General features: G+C 36.4%; 15 protein-coding genes. 3 read left to right on the top strand and 12 right to left on the bottom strand.

The window, feature by feature from the left end; genetic code table 11:
* From BUR17_RS18155 to BUR17_RS18125, 7 genes are all read right to left on the bottom strand, one after another.
* Positions 1 to 2,612 (bottom strand): beta strand repeat-containing protein (locus BUR17_RS18155; protein WP_394333829.1); only part of this gene is annotated, 2,612 nt, incomplete at its 3' end.
* 18 nt (positions 2,613 to 2,630) lie between these two features.
* A complete protein-coding gene (locus BUR17_RS18150) occupies positions 2,631 to 3,581 on the bottom strand; it encodes a formyltransferase family protein (RefSeq protein WP_084550760.1) in 951 nt (316 codons plus the stop codon).
* Positions 3,566 to 4,687, bottom strand: a complete 1,122-nt coding sequence (locus BUR17_RS18145; RefSeq protein ID WP_074231909.1) for an ABC transporter substrate-binding protein — start codon at positions 4,685 to 4,687, stop codon at positions 3,566 to 3,568. The genes BUR17_RS18150 and BUR17_RS18145 overlap by 16 nt, the downstream gene beginning before the upstream one ends.
* Before the next feature lie 56 nt (positions 4,688 to 4,743).
* Positions 4,744 to 5,286, bottom strand: a complete 543-nt coding sequence (locus tag BUR17_RS18140; RefSeq protein ID WP_074231908.1) for a phage tail protein — start codon at positions 5,284 to 5,286, stop codon at positions 4,744 to 4,746.
* Positions 5,287 to 5,321: 35 nt separating this feature from the next.
* The gene (locus BUR17_RS18135) at positions 5,322 to 5,861 is read right to left on the bottom strand and encodes a phage tail protein (RefSeq protein ID WP_074231907.1); all 540 of its coding nucleotides are present in this window, start codon (positions 5,859 to 5,861) and stop codon (positions 5,322 to 5,324) included.
* A 53-nt stretch (positions 5,862 to 5,914) separates the two neighbouring features.
* Positions 5,915 to 6,454, bottom strand: a complete 540-nt coding sequence (locus BUR17_RS18130) for a phage tail protein (protein ID WP_074231906.1) — start codon at positions 6,452 to 6,454, stop codon at positions 5,915 to 5,917.
* 659 nt (positions 6,455 to 7,113) lie between these two features.
* Complete coding sequence (locus tag BUR17_RS18125; RefSeq protein ID WP_074231905.1) at positions 7,114 to 8,418, bottom strand: DUF2254 domain-containing protein; 1,305 nt, start codon at positions 8,416 to 8,418, stop codon at positions 7,114 to 7,116.
* Positions 8,419 to 9,451: 1,033 nt separating this feature from the next.
* Between BUR17_RS18125 and BUR17_RS18120 the strand changes: the two genes are divergently transcribed.
* Genes BUR17_RS18120 through BUR17_RS18110 form a run of 3 tightly spaced genes read left to right on the top strand, consistent with a single transcriptional unit; the run spans position 9,452 to position 12,167 of the window.
* The gene (locus BUR17_RS18120) at positions 9,452 to 10,501 is read left to right on the top strand and encodes a di-heme oxidoredictase family protein (protein WP_233788903.1); all 1,050 of its coding nucleotides are present in this window, start codon (positions 9,452 to 9,454) and stop codon (positions 10,499 to 10,501) included.
* 2 nt (positions 10,502 to 10,503) lie between these two features.
* Entirely contained in the window at positions 10,504 to 10,950 is a 447-nt protein-coding gene (locus BUR17_RS18115; protein ID WP_051879933.1) for a QcrA and Rieske domain-containing protein, read from the top strand.
* Positions 10,947 to 12,167 carry a hypothetical protein gene (locus BUR17_RS18110; protein ID WP_034975904.1) on the top strand — a complete coding sequence of 407 codons (1,221 nt, stop codon included), beginning with the start codon at positions 10,947 to 10,949 and terminating at the stop codon, positions 12,165 to 12,167. Before BUR17_RS18115 ends, BUR17_RS18110 begins: the two co-directional genes overlap by 4 nt.
* A gap of 285 nt (positions 12,168 to 12,452) precedes the next feature.
* Here BUR17_RS18110 and BUR17_RS18105 read toward each other — a convergent pair whose 3' ends face one another.
* The 5 genes from BUR17_RS18105 to BUR17_RS18085 all read right to left on the bottom strand — a co-directional run bounded on the left by BUR17_RS18105 (position 12,453) and on the right by BUR17_RS18085 (position 18,373).
* On the bottom strand, positions 12,453 to 12,647 hold the full coding sequence (locus BUR17_RS18105) for a hypothetical protein (RefSeq protein ID WP_034975906.1): 195 nt from the start codon (positions 12,645 to 12,647) through the stop codon (positions 12,453 to 12,455).
* A gap of 444 nt (positions 12,648 to 13,091) precedes the next feature.
* Positions 13,092 to 13,883: a phosphatase PAP2 family protein gene (locus BUR17_RS18100; protein WP_034975909.1), complete on the bottom strand. Its 792-nt coding sequence runs from the start codon at positions 13,881 to 13,883 to the stop codon at positions 13,092 to 13,094.
* Positions 13,884 to 14,093: 210 nt separating this feature from the next.
* Positions 14,094 to 16,142, bottom strand: a complete 2,049-nt coding sequence (locus BUR17_RS18095) for a heavy metal translocating P-type ATPase (RefSeq protein ID WP_040995614.1) — start codon at positions 16,140 to 16,142, stop codon at positions 14,094 to 14,096.
* Positions 16,143 to 16,169: 27 nt separating this feature from the next.
* A complete protein-coding gene (locus BUR17_RS18090; RefSeq protein ID WP_034975913.1) occupies positions 16,170 to 16,631 on the bottom strand; it encodes an MgtC/SapB family protein in 462 nt (153 codons plus the stop codon).
* Positions 16,632 to 16,642: 11 nt separating this feature from the next.
* Positions 16,643 to 18,373, bottom strand: coding sequence for an LTA synthase family protein (locus tag BUR17_RS18085; protein WP_228400877.1), 1,731 nt, complete (start codon positions 18,371 to 18,373; stop codon positions 16,643 to 16,645).
* Positions 18,374 to 18,464 lie beyond the last annotated feature (91 nt).

The following is an 18,464-nucleotide window of genomic DNA, read 5'->3' as shown; positions in this document are numbered from 1 at the left end:
ACTGTTACTGTATAAGCTCCTGCTGATAATCCTGAAGCTGTTGCTGCAGTTCCTCCTGTTGGTGACCATGAATAAGTGTAAGGTGCTGTTCCTCCTGTTACAACAATACTTGCTGTTCCATTTGTTCCTCCATTACATGAAATGTTTGTTTGAGAAGTCGTTGCACTCATTGCTGTTGGCTGAGTTACAGTAGCACTTACTGTTCCTGTACATCCGTTAGCATCAGTAATGGTTACTGTATAGGTTCCAGCTGCTAATCCTGTACGATCTTCTGTAGTGATTCCACCTCCCCAGTTGAAAGTATAAGGTGCTGCTCCTCCTGTTGGTGTTAAATTAATAGCTCCTGTTGAACCTCCGTTACATGCAATGTTTGTAACAACTGTTGTTCCTGAGATTGCTGTAGGCTGAGTAATTGTTACTGTTCTAGTGATTGTACATGCATTTGCATCCGTTACTGTTACTGTATAAGTTCCCGCTGATAATCCTGTTGCTGTTGCTGCAGTTCCACCGCTCGGTGACCATGAGTATGTGTAAGGTGCTGTTCCTCCCGTTACAACAATACTTGCTGTTCCGTTAGTTCCTCCGTTACATGAAATATTCGTTTGAGAAGTGGTTGCACTCATTGCTGTTGGCTGAGTGATAGTAGCACTTACCGTTCCTGTACATCCGTTAGCATCAGTAATCGTTACCGTATACGTTCCAGCAGCTAAGCCTGTACGATCTTCTGTGGTGATTCCTCCTCCCCAGTTGAAAGTATAAGGTGCTGCTCCTCCTGTTGGTGTTAAATTAATAGCTCCTGTTGAACCTCCGTTACATGCAATATTTGTAACTACTGTTGTTCCCGAAATTGCTGTAGGCTGAGTGATTGTTACCGTTCTCGTAATTGTACATGCATTTGCATCAGTTACTGTTACTGTATAAGCTCCTGCTGATAATCCTGAAGCTGTTGCTGCTGTTCCACCGCTCGGTGACCATGAATAAGTGTAAGGTGCTGTTCCTCCCGTTACAACAATACTTGCTGTTCCGTTAGTTCCTCCGTTACATGAAATGTTTGTTTGAGAAGTCGTTGCACTCATTGCTGTTGGCTGAGTTACAGTAGCACTTACTGTTCCTGTACATCCGTTAGCATCAGTAATGGTTACTGTATAAGTTCCTGCTGATAATCCTGTACGGTCTTCTGTAGTGATTCCACCTCCCCAGTTGAAAGTATAAGGTGCTGCTCCTCCTGTTGGTGTTAAATTAATAGCTCCTGTTGAACCTCCGTTACATGCAATGTTTGTAACAACTGTTGTTCCTGAAATTGCTGTAGGTTGAGTTATCGTAGCAGTTGCAGTAGTAGAACATCCTAGGAAATCAGTAACTGTTACTGTATAAACTCCGACACCTAATCCTGTTGCTGTTGCTGCAGTTCCGCCGCTCGGAGACCATGAATAAGTATAAGGAGCAAATCCTCCTGATGCAACAACCGTGGCAGTACCATTATTACCTCCATTACATGATACGTTTGTTTTAGTGGTTGTTGCAGAAATAGATGAAACTGTTAATGTTGCGCTATTTGAGGTTGCCGAACCTGAAGAATTAGTTGCAACACAACGATATTGATATCCATTCATTGTTCCTGTTGCTCCTGTTACCGTTAACGTACTTGTAGTAACTCCCGAAAACGGTGCTCCGTTAGCTAAAGCAACAAAACCACTCCCTGTATTTTGTTGCCATTGATAAGAAGTGGCACCCGTTGCGGTAATAGAAAATGTTGTATTTCCACCAGAGCAAATTGTTCTGTTGGGCGGGTTTCCTGTAATTACCGGATTACTACCTATAAACTGACACCCTGAATATGCCGAACCTGTAACATTGCTAAGTGACCAGTTTCCCATCGTCATCACCGCCGTACGTACCGCCGAAGAAGTAGTCGTTGGTGTTCCAGTACAATTGAATTTTCCTGATACCGCAACAATATCTCCTGATAGCGTCCCTGTATAAAGTGCACTTGCTACTCCTAGTCCGGGAGGCATTAACGATGCATTAGGCCCTCCTGACCCTCCAAAATTCCATTGAGTTGCATTTGTTCCTGATGGGTGATAAAAGTAATTGATTCCCGCAATACAATAAGCTCCACCAGCCGTAATACTTCCATTACCTCCCTGAAATGCAATAACCTGATCTCCTGCTGTGGATAATGAAAGTCCATTTGCAGATGAACCTTCAGTAAGCGTAACAGTACCATTTGGAGTTGATGTATTGGTTATTGGGTTATAAGTAGAAGCCGTAAGCCCTACAATAGACACTTCTGTCCCCATGGCAATTGCCGTGCTACTCACCCAGGTTACAGTAGATTCTGTTCCTCCAACACCCTGCCATCCAGCCCCATTATACCCTCTATCGGTAAAACTGATGGTTGTTCCTGCCGAAATATTTGTAAGTAAGACAAAAGAAAATTTATCTCCAACAGGATTCTGAGCCGTATTCGCAGACGATGAGTCATAGCTAGTAAAGGCAATATCTCCTGCAACAAGGGTCGTTTGCGCATTGGCCGCAAATCCTAACAATGACGCTCCTGCAATAAGGAACGTCTGTGTCAGTGTTTTAATTTTTGAATAAAAATTTTTCATATTTAATTCATTTTTAGGTTAAAGATTCACAAACCGGCTGCCTTTTTTCATACCAAAAGCAAACAGTTTGTGACCACTCATAAATCCTTCATCTGTATAGATGATATCTAATCGAAGCTGGGTTTCATTATTACATTTTACAATAAGCCCATTGTCTTCGTCCAACGATAGAATGGTTCCGGGAATATCAGACTGATGTGAAGTCTCATTAATTACTGTAGCCTCAACAACTCTTATATTCCAACCATTCCATTGTGTATATGCTCCTTTATTCCACGGATTGCATGCTCTTGATAAAGCTTCGATAGTTTTAGCATCATACTTTTGCCAAGAAATGCAAACATCTGCTGCTGCAGGTTTTGTGAAATATTTAGCATTGTCTTCGTTTTGTTTTGTGCCTTTAGAATCATTTTTTAATAAAATTAAAAGTTCACTCAATAAATTTGCTCCCAACCATGACAAGTTGGTACAAAGTACACCGTGTGTCATATTTATCGAAAGAGGTAAAATCTTTTTCAGAATAATTGCCCCTTTATCAATTTTATTTTCAATGGCATGAACGGTAATCCCAGTTTCTTTTGCACCACTTCTTATAGATTCAAAAACAGGATCTGCGCCTCTCATTTCAGGCAATAATCCGTAGTGAAAATTGTAGAATTTACCCTGATATTTATTTAAAACCTCCGCAGGTATCTTCCAGGGAAATGTCATGGTGAAAATAAATTGAGCATTTGTTTTAGTGATTAATTCTTCTAATTGAGCAGAAAGATTTTCTTTTTTAATGATTAATAATGGTATTCCGGATTGTTTTGAAAGCATTAAACAAAAATCGATGACATCTGTATTTGCTTCCGGTACTCCTAAAGCACAAAGTCGACCTTGCGAAGCTAAAGCCTGCAAAGCCGGAATCGCCATACGATTATTGCATAAAACTACTATTTTGGATGCTGTCATTATGATTCTAAACATGCATAAGCATTGAGCCAAGAATTAGCTTCAATACTTTGAATGTATTTAATATTATTATTTAAACTTTCACGTTCAGATTCTGTTACCGAGGCGACCTCAACGTCTTTCAGAAGGCAGCTTCCCGTAGTTTCATCTTTTGAAACGGTTGCATAATAAACCGGAGCTTCGGTAAATCTGTTTTCTGGATTCATATAAACCTTTCCGCGTGGCGAATTGATTGTAATGCCATCGAAATTTTCGTTTTCAAATGCGATAAAAAGAGCAGCTTCCCATCCCAATAAGGAGAAAAGGTTGGCTTTACCTTCTTTAATACCGTTCATTATATTTACAAAAGTTTCATTTTCGGGAGTCATTAAAGTTTTAGACCAAGCTACTGCAGAGCTCCAATCACTTCCCGGATAAGACATTTTTGAAAGCCAAGCCTCATCAGATGTGAAACCTGTTCCGTATACCGAATGATTATTCACAAGATCATTTCCTGCTCTGAAAAAATCGTCTGCCATATCGCCACAAAATGTTGCAAGAACTGCAGTTTCTTTTTGCTGCTCAAGATATTCGGTAAGTGGGGCCAGAGTAAAATCTTCACGGCGCAAAGATGTAACGTGATTAAAACCTATTGCACCGCCTTTCTCTTCAACTGCAGCCGGATAGATATAAGACGGGCGATAACCCGCATCGTAAAAAGAACATGTAAACGCAAAATTCTTATGCCCTTCTTCAATTGCTTTATGAGTGATAACTCTCGTACACAAACCTCCCTGAAGAGATATAAAATATGCATTGGAAAGCCTTCCCTGAAAAGCAGGAAAATGATATCCACTGTCTAAAACAATTAATGTTTTGCCTGAAGATTCGAAAAGTGAGTGAACAAACTCCGCTGAAATAGGATTGATATATCCAATAATAATATCTGCACCTTCTAAAAGGAATTGCTCACAACGTTCATAAATTTCTTCATGTTTTGCTGCAACCCCTATTCCTGCCGATACGATTTCGTGATGACCATCCAAGCCGATATTTTTCAAGGCTTGCTTAAAGCCATCCATCATATCAAAAGACATTGAAGGATAGATAACAGATCGTGGTAAAAGTAAAGCTATTTTCATATTTTTTCGATAAAGCCTCTAATCGAACAAACTATTAGAGGCTTTTGTATTATTAATTATGATCTTGAAGGGAAAATTCCGCTTAAACAAATGATGTAATTCATTCCTAAAAACGGTTGCTGAATACTAATTGGCTGACTTCCTCCCGTAACGCTTAAATTAAATGCAGTTGTTATTGATCTTAATGCCGTATTTGCAGGCTTGTTCGAATATAATCCTGTTACAGAGGCAAGTCTAGCATCTGTGGGAGAACCTAAATTTCCAGTATCTGAATATGCACTAATTGAAGCTGTTTCTGTACCAGAACCATGATTGTGCATAGGTAGATTAGCAGTAAGTAATGTCACCGTTGGTGTACCAGCTAATTCTCCAAGTGTCCAGCTATCAATTCCTGCTCCACTTCCAGTTCCCATAGCAGTTCTACCTGCAAAATTAGGTAACGCAAATGTGCTAACTCCATTTCCACCGTACATCGTTCCTAAAAGTGCAAAAAGTGCTTGGTTTGTATTGATTGCTAATAATTGTCCCTGGCAAAAAGCCCACGATTTTGGAGCAAAATTTCCTGCGAACATTCTTATTTCTGACATTGTTCCATCCATGATGATTAGTTTTTTAGAATTAAAAATTTACTTAATTATGGTCTGCTTGGATAAATTCCTTCACAGCATATAATGTAATTGGCTGCTAAAACAGGCTGTAGAATTTCAAAAGGAACACCACTACCCACAGTAGATAAAGCTCCCGAAGCTGTAGCCGGAGCAATATTTGTATCTGCCGGCTGAGTAGAATACGCACCCTGCAATCCTCCTAAAATAGCTCCCGAAGGCGAAGCTGAATCTCCAGCCTCAGAAGAAGCAGGAAATGCTATCGTTGCTATTGCATTATGAGTATGCATTGGCATTTGTGAAGTAGTCATTGTTACAGTTTCCGTACCTCCTGCCTGACCCAGTGTAATATTTTGTAAACCAGCTCCTTGACCTGTCCCTACAGCAACACGGCCACGTAAATCTGGCACACCAAATGTAGTTTGCCCATTACCCCCATAAGTAGTTCCTAAGATTGTATAAAGCACATCATAAGTTGATATATTGTATAGCGTTCCATCGCAAAACATCCATCCTCTTGGAGCGAAATTTCCCGCAAACAATCGAATTTCTCCTATATAACCTTCCATAGTATTTTAGTTTTAATTATTATAAATTTTAAAAATTAAGAAATGACTCCTTATTAGCTTCTAGATGGGAAAACTCCGTACATGCAAATAATATAATTCATTCCTAGTGAAGGCTGAGTAATATTAATTGGATTGCTTCCGCCTATAACACTCACCTGAATGTTCAGAGGAATAGATTTAGTATTAGAATCACCTGCCTCAGATGTATACATAGCACTCTTTGAAGCCAAAATATTATTTGCCGGAGTTGCAGAGTCTCCATCATCTGAAAATGCAGGAATAACAATATTTCCTCCCGCGGTATGAGTATGTGGTGGAAGATTCAAAACAGTAAGTGTTGTTTTATTTGTACCGGTCATCTCACCTAAGTCGTAGTAAGATAATCCAGGTCCTTGCCCTGCTCCTACGGCAGATCTTCCTGAAAGATTAGGTAAGCCGAAAGTGACTTTTCCATCTCCTCCATAAGTGGTTCCCAAAATAGAGAATAAAGCGGTGTTTGCTCTGATTGCGATTAATGCACCATTACAATACGACCAATCTCTAGGTGCAAAGTTTGCGGCAAAAAGGCGGATTTCTCCTATTGTTCCTTCCATAGTTATTTGTTTTTTTAAAGTGAAACAGATAAAATTTTGTCTTTTAGTAAATAGATTAGATTCTTGAGATTATCAAATTAAACTCATAGAGGCATAACACCCGATCGAAAATTCATCGGGGATATATGGTACAAAACATCAATTTATCATATATTTTATATGAATAAATTAAAGCGTGTGGCTACGTTGCTTCTAAATTTTAGAAATTAATAATCAACGAATCGAAGGGGGATTTTTTGTAAGAATTGTTTCATGTTAATTTAGGTTTTCGGTTGGTTTTAGTTTTTTTTCAATCATTAACAAATATGAAATATCAATCAACAATTAATAACAAATATACTTTTATTTTCATTATAACAATATAATAAATCATAAATATTTAAAATATAAAAATTTAAATTTGTTTTAAATAAAGTTTTAAATGGCTTTTATCTTTATATTATTATGTTAAATAACTATTGTCAAAATTAAAAATTGTAAAACATATATAGTTACGTATTTATACTGATTTTAATATATGTCTTTAGCACACCGAAAAAACACAGAATTAATGAAAAATTAAAAATGAATAATTAAAAGTAATCTCCTTGTATAATCAGAAGGTTTCATTCATAATTAGTAAACAAAATTCAGATCGTGATAAAGTTTAGGGAGAATGATTATCCCAGAATTTCTTTTGCTTTTATATTTAAAGTCTTCAAATCTTCTTCATCGGTTATACATTCTTTACCAACATTCAATACTTTTCTGGCATGTTTCTTTGCAGCATCTTTATATTTTGGCTTTTTTACCATTTTATGAATAAGAACCAAAGCATCCATTAATTTAATAACAACGGCAGTATTTCCGAAAGAATACAGCCTGATTTGATTGAAAGCAACATCGGTAACAAGCTCAAAATCATAAGCATTGGTAATTACACGCAGATTTTCTTTCTCATCAAACCGATAGCTTGGCGGAAATTTTTTTGTCGACAGATAACATAATGTGGCAGTGAGATTATCTATGCAGGAAATAGCGGTGTAAGGATCATTTACTCCCGGAGACAGAGCTCTTATCGCAATTTCTACCATCTGATGAATAGACAGTTCAATATCCTGTCTTGATGTTCTAGAGCTGCCTAATATAAACTGCTTCTGTATTTTTTCTAAAATATCATCTTCAATATCATCATAATATAAAGTACCCAAATCAATTCCTTTCACAATATAATTTCCCGGTCTGTAATTGAGTTTTATCAGACCTTTACTTTCTGTTGCCAATTTTAATAAAGTATCGATGTCAATATATTGCATGTAACCATATTGAGTTGCCGGAATCGAGATTTGTTTTCCGTAAATCGCTATTTCTTTTTCTACATCAGGAAGAATAACCTCTTCCGGCTCATCATCAAGCGTTTCGGGAAATAATTTTTTCACCTCTTTACCGATGGAAGCAGAAATTTCAGAAATAACGTGATCTGCCTGAATACTTATCGCAATACGGTGGATAAATATAATAAGCAGCACAATATTCATTACCGCAAAAAGAATTGCGAACAGAATAGATAAGGAAGGAATAAACTTGTAATCTTCAGTATCTTTTATTGTATTTAAAACAATAAGACAATAAATATAGGTTGAAATATACGTTCCTAAAACCACCTGATTTAAACGTACATACATGAAATTCCTGATTAATCGAGGACCGAATTGCGAAGAAGCAAGCGTTAAAGCAACCAAAGTAACAGAAAAAACAGTACCTGCAACCCCTATCATAGCTCCTGATATTGTAGAAAGCACACTCCTTGCCGAAGCCGAACTTCCTATAAAAAAGAATCTTCTGATTCCTTCATTCTGCAAAGCCAGATTACCGTCAACACTTAAAATAAGTATTGCAAAAAATATTGCCCCAACAATAATAATCACGGGAACAAACCAAAAGGTCGATTTCAACTCACTCCAAAAGAAAAGCAGTTTTTTCATATAATGAATATACTAAAAAGATCTGATTTTCAGCTTTAAAGAACTCTCTTTCAGTTAAAATTTATACGATAAAGACTTATTATAATTAAAATAATTCTTGGCAAATATTCGAAAATAAAAAAGCGATATATTTTCAACAAATCATTGAGTAGGTTACTTTCTGTTTATAGCTTTTACCCTTTTAGAACAGGTATAAAACAAAAAAAAGCTTCAAAACAAATGTTTTGAAGCTTTTATGCGATCCGGACGGGACTTGTTCTTATTTGAAAAACTCCCTATCCATAAGCTTTATGTCGTTCTCTTATTTTTAGGTCACCGAATAGGTCACTTTAATAAACAAAAATAGAGTGCGTCGTTTTTACTGGTGCAAAGATATGTTTTTTTTTATTTTTCACAAATAAATGTAGATCTTTTTTCTATCTCTTCCATAATCCACAGATTTTCAAATAACAAATATACCCTGCCCTAATCATTTTTCGCTTTTGATATAAATCCCCAAACCAAAAATCATTAATGAACTATCATCCTTTTTATCTTTGGTAAGTTTAGATGGTAAAATTGTATAATTTACAAAAAATAATTACCTACTACTATTAAGACGGTCAACCTTAGCACTTGGCAACCAACTGTTTCGTCTGGCTATTAAAATTTGTACACTAGGACTGTTCAATATCCACATTAATTTACTATGCGATAAAGGTTATTGTTTTTCAAGAAAAATATCCTAACAGCACATATCCTGAGATTAAATTCCGTTTCAAATTATCTAATCTTTATTTATAGTGTTTGCTATAAATGCACAGCAGTCATAAAAATAATTAGACATAGCGAAATAAAAAGTTAGATTAATCTAACTTTTTATTATATTTGAAAAAAAAACGTGAGCAAGAGATATATACCTATTATTATAATTTTCTATCTTCTTTTTCTGATCGTACAAGCTTGTGATAAACTTCAGCCTGAAGCGATAGATGAGAGTGAATTACTTGATGGCTCCATTGTGGGGTTATCATATGCTGAAAACCAACAATTTTTGCGAGGGGATATCGCCTTTAACGATGAAACCTTCACGGTCGGGAAAGGTCTTGGTCCAACCTTCGTGGCAACAAGTTGTGGAAGCTGTCATGCTGGTGATGGAAAAGGGACTCCCTTTACTACTCTTATACGTTTTGGACAGACTGACGAAACAGGAAATTTATTTTTGCTTTTAGGTGGTCCTCAATTGCAAAATAGGGCGATACCAGGTTATACTCCGGAAGCAATTCCTCCCGGAGCAACATTTTCTAAATTTACTCCGCCTGCCAATACCGGATTAGGTTTTATTGAATTGGTTTCTGATATGGATATTTTGGCAATGGCTGACCCTTTTGATACAAATAATGATGGCATCTCAGGAGTCCCCAATTATATTGATCTTCCGGCATATCAAGCACCATTCTTCTTTGCTGTAACAAAAGGAGGGAAGTATATCGGAAGATTTGGTAAAAAGGCATCCACATACAGTTTACTACAACAAACCGTTAATGCTTACAATCAAGATATGGGCATTACTTCAACTTTTAATCCTCACGATGTTTATTCAGGAATGAATGTTGATCCCGAAGTTTCTGATAAGACCATCGCAGATGTTGTATTTTATCTTCGTACATTGAAAACACCTATTCAGCGAGACGCAGAAAATAGTATCATTAAACAAGGTCAGACTATATTTTCTCAGATAAGTTGTAATAAATGTCATGTCCCGGAACTGAAAACTTCATCCTCCTCAATTTCACCATTATCCAATAAAAAGTTTTATCCGTACACAGACTTATTACTTCATGATATGGGTGCTTCTTTGGATGACAACTATACGGAAGGCACTGCGAAAACTTATGAATGGCGTACGCCTGCACTGTGGGGGTTAGGTTTATCTCCAAAATCACAAGGCGGTCAATACTTCTTAATGCATGATGGCAGGGCAAAAAGTATAGAAGAAGCAATACAGCTTCACGGGGGAGAGGCTGCAACCAGCAGAACCAATTACACTCAATTACCAGTCCAAGAAAAAGAAGCTATTATTAAATTTTTGAAATCCTTATAATTATGGACAGACTTGAATTTCTCAAAAAATGCAGTTTGGTCTGTTTAGGCTTTACTGCAATTCCTCCCATTCTTTCAGGGTGTATAAGCAATAAAATGATTTCAGGAGCGATTAAAGACGATTATATCATATTGCCTTTGGAGGATTTTATGGATACAAAATATCCTGACAAAAAATTATCCTATGTAATTATTCAAAATGAATCTCTCAAATATCCCATTTGTGTATTTCGTTTTTCGGAAACTGAGTATGAAGCATTATGGATGCAATGTACCCATCAGGGTAGCCAGTTACAAGTATTTGGAGATAAGCTACAGTGTCCTGCACATGGTAGTGAATTTTCCAACCAAGGTTTAGTACAAAACGGTCCTGCTGATCAGACCTTAAGAAAATTTCCAGTATACATAGAATCGGATTTTTTGAAAATTTCTTTAAAAAAACCGGTATGAAAAAAATTATCTATCTAATTATAATTTTAATTTTTCAGGAAGCCACAGCACAGATAGATTCTGAATTACTAAAAAGAATACCTGTAGACAGTTCTCGCTCTTTGAACATGGATGCCGTTTACAAGCGTCCCTTCTTAGGATTAGGGAAAGTGCCTGTCTCTATTGGTGGCTATGCGGAAGCCAATTGGCAGCATATCAGCACTGATGGTATATCTGATGGACATCAATTTCAATTACGTAGGATGACACTTTTTGTATCTTCTACAATTTCCTCAAAAATTAAATTTCTGAGTGAAATAGAATTAGAAGAAGGAGGTAAAGAGATTAATATTGAATTTGCTGCCATTGATGTAGAGTTTAATCCCTTGCTTAATTTGAGAGGAGGAATTATTATGAATCCAATTGGTGCTTTCAACCAAAATCATGACGGTCCGAAATGGGAGTTTACCGATCGTCCTATATCTGCTACAGAAATGTTGCCTGCTACATTCAGTAATGCTGGTTTCGGATTTTATGGAAAAATGTATAAAGCCGAGTGGATGTTCGGATACGAGGTATATCTATCAGGAAATTTTGATAATTCAATTATTGACAATAATCAAAACAAAACGTACTTACCTGCTGCCAAAAGTAATCCTGAACGTTTTGAAGAAATTAACAGCGGTGTTCCTCTTTTAACAGCAAAAATTGCCACAAGACATGAAAAAGCAGGAGAATTTGGAGTCTCTTATATGGGAGGAATCTATAATAAATTTCAGGATGAAGGTCTTCAGGTTGACGATAAAAGAAGGGTTCGGGTATTTGCATTGGATTATAATAATACACTTCCAAACCTTGGAACTTTAATTACTGCAGAATGGGCTTGGGTTAAAGTAGATGTCCCGGAAACTTATACACAACAATATGGAGACAGGCAGCATGGAGGATTTATAGACATTGTTCAGCCAATAATTAAAAGAAAAATTTTGGATTGGGAAAGAGCAACCGTTAATCTTGCATGCCGTTTAGAGTATGTAGATTGGAACGTAGGTCATTTCAGAGAAGACAACAGCAAAATTGGAGAAGATTTATGGAGTATTATGCCTGCAATCAGTTTTAGACCCAATGCACAAACTGTTTTTAGACTTAATTATAGATTTCAGAAACAGAAAGACATTTTTGCGAACCCTGCGGCAAAAACTGTAGGCTTCAGCTTTGGTATTTCAACGTATTTCTAATAATTTGCCTCCGCAGATCTTAGGATTGAGCAAAAAGTCATTCTTGAGTTAATACTCCGTGGATATTCTTTATGTTTTTGTTAAGGGACAAAAAGCAAGAAAGACTGTTTCGTAGGATTACTGGAATTAGCGAATTCAATCTAGATTTTATACATAACGACTCAATTAAATATTAATATTTGAAAATGCTCACTTATGAAGAAAGATTAAAATACGGTACATTATATTATTAAAAATATACTGAATTCCAGTATTGAAATTCAGTATTTATAAGAACTATGCTATTTACTTCTTATTCTCATCATGATGTTCTTTCTCATCGTGATGTTCTTTTTCTTGATGATGCTCGGCCTCATCGTGATGCTCCGGCTCATCTGCATGTTCAGGACCCTCGTGATGTTCCTTGTGCGGATGATGTTCTTTGTGTTCGTGATGTTCTGGATGGTCGTGTGTCTCTTTTTTTTGATCTTCGCTGTTCATAACATTTTAATTTAAAGGTGAATATTAATTTATATATGTTGTTATTTGTGAAAGGCAAATAAGATGCCAAAACAAAGCTATAATCTACTGATTTTAAATACTTTCCATTGTTTTAAACAATATTGCTTCAAACATCTAAATAATTTTAAATGTCCTTTAAAAACGTGATATGTTAAAACATTACTCTAAAAAAATATTATTTCTATCTGTCCATAGTTAACTATTGATCGTTTTAGGAAGTAGATTGATTAGTTTTTACTTTGATGATATTTAAAATGATGGTCTTTGACAGGATGAAAATATTTCTTAAATCCATATGTTATAAGAGATAGTATCAGGATACTAAAAACTATCAAATAGAATATATCTTCTGACGCAAGCCGATGCTTTCCCCTCCTGATTATTCGTCTCCTAAATCGTCTTTTAAATCCCATAATTTCTCATTTAAAAAAATAGCTGGTAATTCAAACCCAAACTTTTCTGCTGATAACTCTTCTGGAAATAAGGAGAAATCATAGATAATGTTTTTTCATTCTTACTTTTAAATAAAGTTTTGATCTTTGGATATAACCAATATGCTATCTCAGTAGAAAAAATTCCGATACCAGCACCAGACAGGACATCTGTAACCCAATGCTTATTATTGATGATTCTGTACACACTAGTAAAAATGGCAAACGGATATCCTGACAGACTGATCCAATAATTGCTGTCCCTATATTCTCTGAACATAAACTGTGCAGTTGAAAATGCGATCGCTGCATGACCTGAGGGAAATGACATATAATTTGATTGATCAGGCCGCTCCCTGCCGATCAATGATTTTGAAGGAATAACTATTGCCAATAAGATAGCTTGTGATGTTGCTAAAATGATCGTTCGATCTTTTAAGTTATGTTTCCCTCGAACACCCGCTATGTTTAAACCATAAACGAGCGCAGCTGGTACAAATAAGGTATAGTTGTCTAATTTTGAATTGTTTAATGTATGATCGTTTACCTCCCTTCTCACATCATAATCAAACTTTTTGATTTCAGGAATTGTAAAACCAATTGCACCTGCCGATATCAAGCTAACCGGAACAATAAGTTTTTTATAATCCAAAGTATCATCTCTTATTATTAAAGAATCTTGTTGAGCAGTTTTTTGCAATGACAAACTATCCTGAGCATAAATACTTAGAGAGAATTTCAGTAAAAGGATTAGTATTGAGTTTTTTTTTACATAAGTCCACATAAAAATTATATTTCTGATTTTTATTGTTCGGATCTAACATTAATAGTATTCAATTTTATATCGTAAAATTGGATGTAACTTCCCTGTTCCCATCTTTTATGGGAACTCAATCTTAATAATATGAGTGGAGGCAAATTTTCCTTAGAATTGTAATATCCTAAGGAAACAGGATACTAGAATTTGCTCTATTTTTATCTGTGATAATCTCTTTTAAAATTTCATTCTTTGAATCCTGACTGCATTGAGTATTGCAATCAAAGCAACTCCCACATCAGCAAATACAGCTTCCCACATCGTAGCCAGTCCACCAGCTCCAAGTACGAGCACGATGGCTTTTACAACAAAGGCAAGAATGATATTCTGCCAGACGATCCTTTTGGTCTTCTTTCCAATATTGATCGCCATAGGTATTTTTGATGGTTTATCATCCTGGATCACAACATCGGCAGTTTCGATGGTCGCATCGCTGCCAAGTCCACCCATTGCTATTCCAACATCACTTAATGCTACTACAGGCGCATCATTTACACCATCACCAACAAAAGCCACACTTTCATTTCTTGCTTTGATTTCTTTGACCTTGTTGACCTTATCTTCCGGAAGCAGGTCTCCAAAAGCATTGTCAATACCGATCTGCTCAGCCACATATTTTACTACAGTTGTCTTGTCACCACTTAGCATAGTCGCTTTTACATTCAAGCTATGAAGTTTTTCAACTGCTTGCTTTGCATCGTCCTTGATTCGGTCGGCAATCGTAATGAATCCTGCAAATTTTCCATCATATGCGATAGCTATCACCGTATATACGATTTTGGATGGGTCTACATCATAACCGATCTTAAATTTATCCAATAGTTTAAAATTACCCACCAGGATTTCCTTCCCATTAGCTCTCGCTTTAAGCCCATGCCCTGCAATTTCTTCAGTATCCTCTAAATTGATCGAATTGTTGATCTCTCCTACAAACTCGTGAACAGCAGTAGCCACAGGATGGGTACTTTTACTTTCAACAACATTGACCAATTGGAGAATCTCATCTTTGTCAAATCCTTCTTTAATGGTAACGTCCTGAACTTTGAAAACACCTTCTGTCATAGTTCCGGTCTTATCCATTACCACATTCTGAATCTCAGCGATCTTATCCAAAAAGTTGCTTCCTTTAAATAATATACCATTGCGGCTCGCTGCTCCGATACCTCCAAAATAGCCAAGCGGGATAGAGATCACCAATGCACACGGACAAGATATAACTAAGAAAATCAATGCTCTGTACAACCAATCTCTGAAAACATAATCATCAACAAAGAAATAAGGTACTAAGCAGATCAAAACAGCTAATGCAACCACAATTGGGGTGTAAATTCTTGCAAATTTTCTGATAAAAAGTTCAGTCGGAGCTTTTTGAGCTGTTGCATTTTGTACCAGTTCAAGGATCTTACTGAGTTTGCTATCCTCATAAGCTGTATTAACCTTAATCAAAGCTACGCTGTTCATATTGATCATTCCGGCTAAAACTGTTTCACCTTTATTTTTAGAATCAGGTTTGCTCTCTCCTGTTAACGCTGCGGTATTGAAAGACGCAGAATCGGAGATCAGTTCTCCGTCCAATGCCAGTTTTTCTCCTGATTTTAACTGAATCGTATCCCCGATTTTGGCTTCGGCAGCTTTGATTTTTTTAGGCTGATTATTTTCAATAATCGTTACCTCATCAGGACGTTGATCTAAAAGAGCCTTAATATTGGTTTTAGCTCTCGACACAGCCAGAGTCTGAAAAACCTCTCCTACTGCATAGAACAACATAACCGCTACTCCTTCAGGAAATTCTCCGATAATGAAAGCCCCTATCGTTGCAATGCTCATAAGGAAAAATTCTGAAAACACATCACCTTGTTTGATACTTTCAAATGCCTCTTTTAAAACCGGTAGGCCTACCGGTAGATAAGCAACACCGTACCAGACAATACGTACCCAGTCTTTAAACCATTCAGGCTTAATGTAATTGTCCAATGCAATGCCTGCTAATAACAATACCAAAGAAATAATCGCAGGCAAGAACATCTGAAACGCTGTTTTATCAGTTTCTGCATGATCATGTCCATCATCATCTGTATGTTGATGATCTTCCGTTTTCTTCTTTGGAGCGCAGCATCCGTCTTCTTCAACTAATTTTTTGGCTCCAGCATCTTTATAGATTTTGCCTTCCTGTGGAGTACAGCAGAGCTGCTTTCCATTTTCGTCGTAGATGTGTTTATGTTCCATAATAATATTATTTTTATGATTTTTAGGTTACTTTATATATATATCCTGGTCTGATTGTCTTCCGGTTTTTAGAATTTTTTTATACCAGCCAAATTTGTTAATACTTAAGATGAACAAGGTAAGAACAGTTGCTAAAAAAGATAACAAAAACATGTTCAGTGCAAGGGCAGATCCTATTGCCGATGCAGCCCATAAAGCAGTGGATGTTGTAAGCCCCTGCATGCTTTTGGAACTATCTTTAAATGCCAGTCCAGCTCCGATAAATCCTAAACCGGCAGGTATCGCCGCCAACATTCTCGCTATTGCAGATTTATCATCTGTAAGATGCGAGGCAACTGCCACAAATAAGCAAGAAGCCATACAGAGAACGCCAAAAGTGCGAACCCCTGCATCTTTATGGGCAGTTTCTCTTTCGAAACCTATTATCGCGCCAAAAAACAGTGCTAATAATAATTTTCCGGCAAGTAAAAGTTCAAATTTTAGATCCATTTTATATCACTTTATCTAGTTGTGGTTATATTTCCCTTTTTAATCCGCTTCTGTTTTAATCCTTCATTCTTGAAAAGATAGTAGGCCGACTGATAATTTGCTATCGCTTTTTTTACATACTGTTCAGACAGCATCTCTGGATTTTGTTTATTTTTCTCCTTGTCATACAAATACGTCTCTGTTTTTTGCTGTGGACCTAGAATAACCAATTTGTTGTTTTCCATATATCCAAGTTTCTGATAGGTACTTACAAATATTCTTGGAATATAGCTTTCGCCTAAAACATTTTTACCATAAAGATTACTCTGATATGTCCAACCTAAAAGTGCGAAAAGTGTTGGATACAAATCGATCTGAGAGCACATTTTTTCAATTCTGAATGGTTCGTTGTCGTTCAGGTTGACAATCATTGCAGGGATATGGTATTTTGCGACATCGATATCGTTCTTGCCCGCACTGCTGGCACAATGATCTGCAACAATTATAACAATGGTATTTTTGTACCAGGATTTATTCTTTATCTTTTTAAAAAACTGACCGATCGCATAATCTGTGTATTTCACGGCGCCTTCCCTTCCCGATCCCGAGGGAATATCAATCTTTCCTTCAGGATATGTATAAGGACGATGATTGGAAGTGTTCATTACAAAATCGTAAAAAGGTTTCCCCGCTGCAAATTTTTGATCTGCTTGCTTTATCACCTGATCATAAAGATTTTCATCACTAATACCCCAGGCATTTTCAAAAGTGACCTCATTGTCTTCTATTGGTATTCTTGGAGACTGATAATCTTCCCCTACAAAAGAATTTCTTTTCCTGTCAACAATTGTGTATCCATTATTACCGAAATAATTATTCATATTATCAAAATATCCATCACCACCATATAAGAATGAAGTATCATATCCCTTTTGACCGAAGATAGATCCTACAGTGGTCAGATTATCGTTGTCTTTCCTACGAACAATACTATTCCCCGGTGTAGGCGGAACGGCAAGTGAAAGTGCCTCCATTCCTCGCACGGTTCTTGTTCCGGTAGCATACATATTGGTAAATAAAATGCTTCGATTCGCCAATGAGTCCAACGTAGGTGTCAGATTCTGATTGTTGCCAAATGTTTTCATAAAGTCTGCACTGAAACTTTCCAATGTGATCATAATAACATTGGGCTTCTCAGAGGAGTCATCTCCCTTAATGTTACGTACAATTGAGAAATCTTTTGATACATAATGTGAGTCAGTTTCCTGCAGATCAGTTCTCACAATATTAAACGCCTCTCTATTATCGATGAGTGTGTAGAAGTGCTCATAATTGATCTCGTTATTTTTATAAGCTGAAAAAAAAGAATAGATTCCTGATTTTGACAACTCATTCCTATACCTGTTCTCACTGCTCTCTGCTAAACTGTTGTCAATAAAAAATGTGTAGAAGACTGAAATAAAAAGCAATCCTAAAAAAATAGTGAATCGCTGTATAAAAGGTGTACTGCCTTCAAAATTATCTGTGAAATAATGCCTCTTATAGAAAAGTAAAAATACCAAAGAGGTCATTAGTAACATGGCTGTAATGAGCAATGGCAAAGGATATGATTCATTAATATTATTGATTACTTCATAGGTATAAACCAAATAATCAACTGCAATAAAATTAAACCGACTTTCAAATTCCTGCCAGAATGTTACTTCAGCAAAAAATGAAAACAACAATATAAGCACAGCTACAGTAAAACAAAAAAAAGTCATAGCTCTATTGAAAAGCGAATTATTATATTTCTGGGGAAACAAAAGCAGATATAGGCTGTATGGTAGCACAAAAAATACCCCTACACCAATA

Origin of the sequence: Chryseobacterium scophthalmum (genome assembly GCF_900143185.1) — a bacterium.
GTDB classification, from domain to species: domain Bacteria; phylum Bacteroidota; class Bacteroidia; order Flavobacteriales; family Weeksellaceae; genus Chryseobacterium; species Chryseobacterium scophthalmum.
The sequence above is the reverse complement of the archived record's forward strand: the minus strand, read 5'-3'. Positions and strand labels throughout refer to the sequence as shown.

Coding starts and splice junctions, on each gene's coding strand:
- BUR17_RS18150 (WP_084550760.1), bottom strand. CDS start 3,581: ATGTTTAGAATCATAATGACAGCATCCAAAATAGTAGTTTTATGCAAT.
- BUR17_RS18145 (WP_074231909.1), bottom strand. CDS start 4,687: ATGAAAATAGCTTTACTTTTACCACGATCTGTTATCTATCCTTCAATG.
- BUR17_RS18140 (WP_074231908.1), bottom strand. CDS start 5,286: ATGGATGGAACAATGTCAGAAATAAGAATGTTCGCAGGAAATTTTGCT.
- BUR17_RS18135 (WP_074231907.1), bottom strand. CDS start 5,861: ATGGAAGGTTATATAGGAGAAATTCGATTGTTTGCGGGAAATTTCGCT.
- BUR17_RS18130 (WP_074231906.1), bottom strand. CDS start 6,454: ATGGAAGGAACAATAGGAGAAATCCGCCTTTTTGCCGCAAACTTTGCA.
- BUR17_RS18125 (WP_074231905.1), bottom strand. CDS start 8,418: ATGAAAAAACTGCTTTTCTTTTGGAGTGAGTTGAAATCGACCTTTTGG.
- BUR17_RS18115 (WP_051879933.1), top strand. CDS start 10,504: ATGGACAGACTTGAATTTCTCAAAAAATGCAGTTTGGTCTGTTTAGGC.
- BUR17_RS18110 (WP_034975904.1), top strand. CDS start 10,947: ATGAAAAAAATTATCTATCTAATTATAATTTTAATTTTTCAGGAAGCC.
- BUR17_RS18105 (WP_034975906.1), bottom strand. CDS start 12,647: ATGAACAGCGAAGATCAAAAAAAAGAGACACACGACCATCCAGAACAT.
- BUR17_RS18100 (WP_034975909.1), bottom strand. CDS start 13,883: ATGTGGACTTATGTAAAAAAAAACTCAATACTAATCCTTTTACTGAAA.
- BUR17_RS18095 (WP_040995614.1), bottom strand. CDS start 16,142: ATGGAACATAAACACATCTACGACGAAAATGGAAAGCAGCTCTGCTGT.
- BUR17_RS18090 (WP_034975913.1), bottom strand. CDS start 16,631: ATGGATCTAAAATTTGAACTTTTACTTGCCGGAAAATTATTATTAGCA.
- BUR17_RS18085 (WP_228400877.1), bottom strand. CDS start 18,373: ATGACTTTTTTTTGTTTTACTGTAGCTGTGCTTATATTGTTGTTTTCA.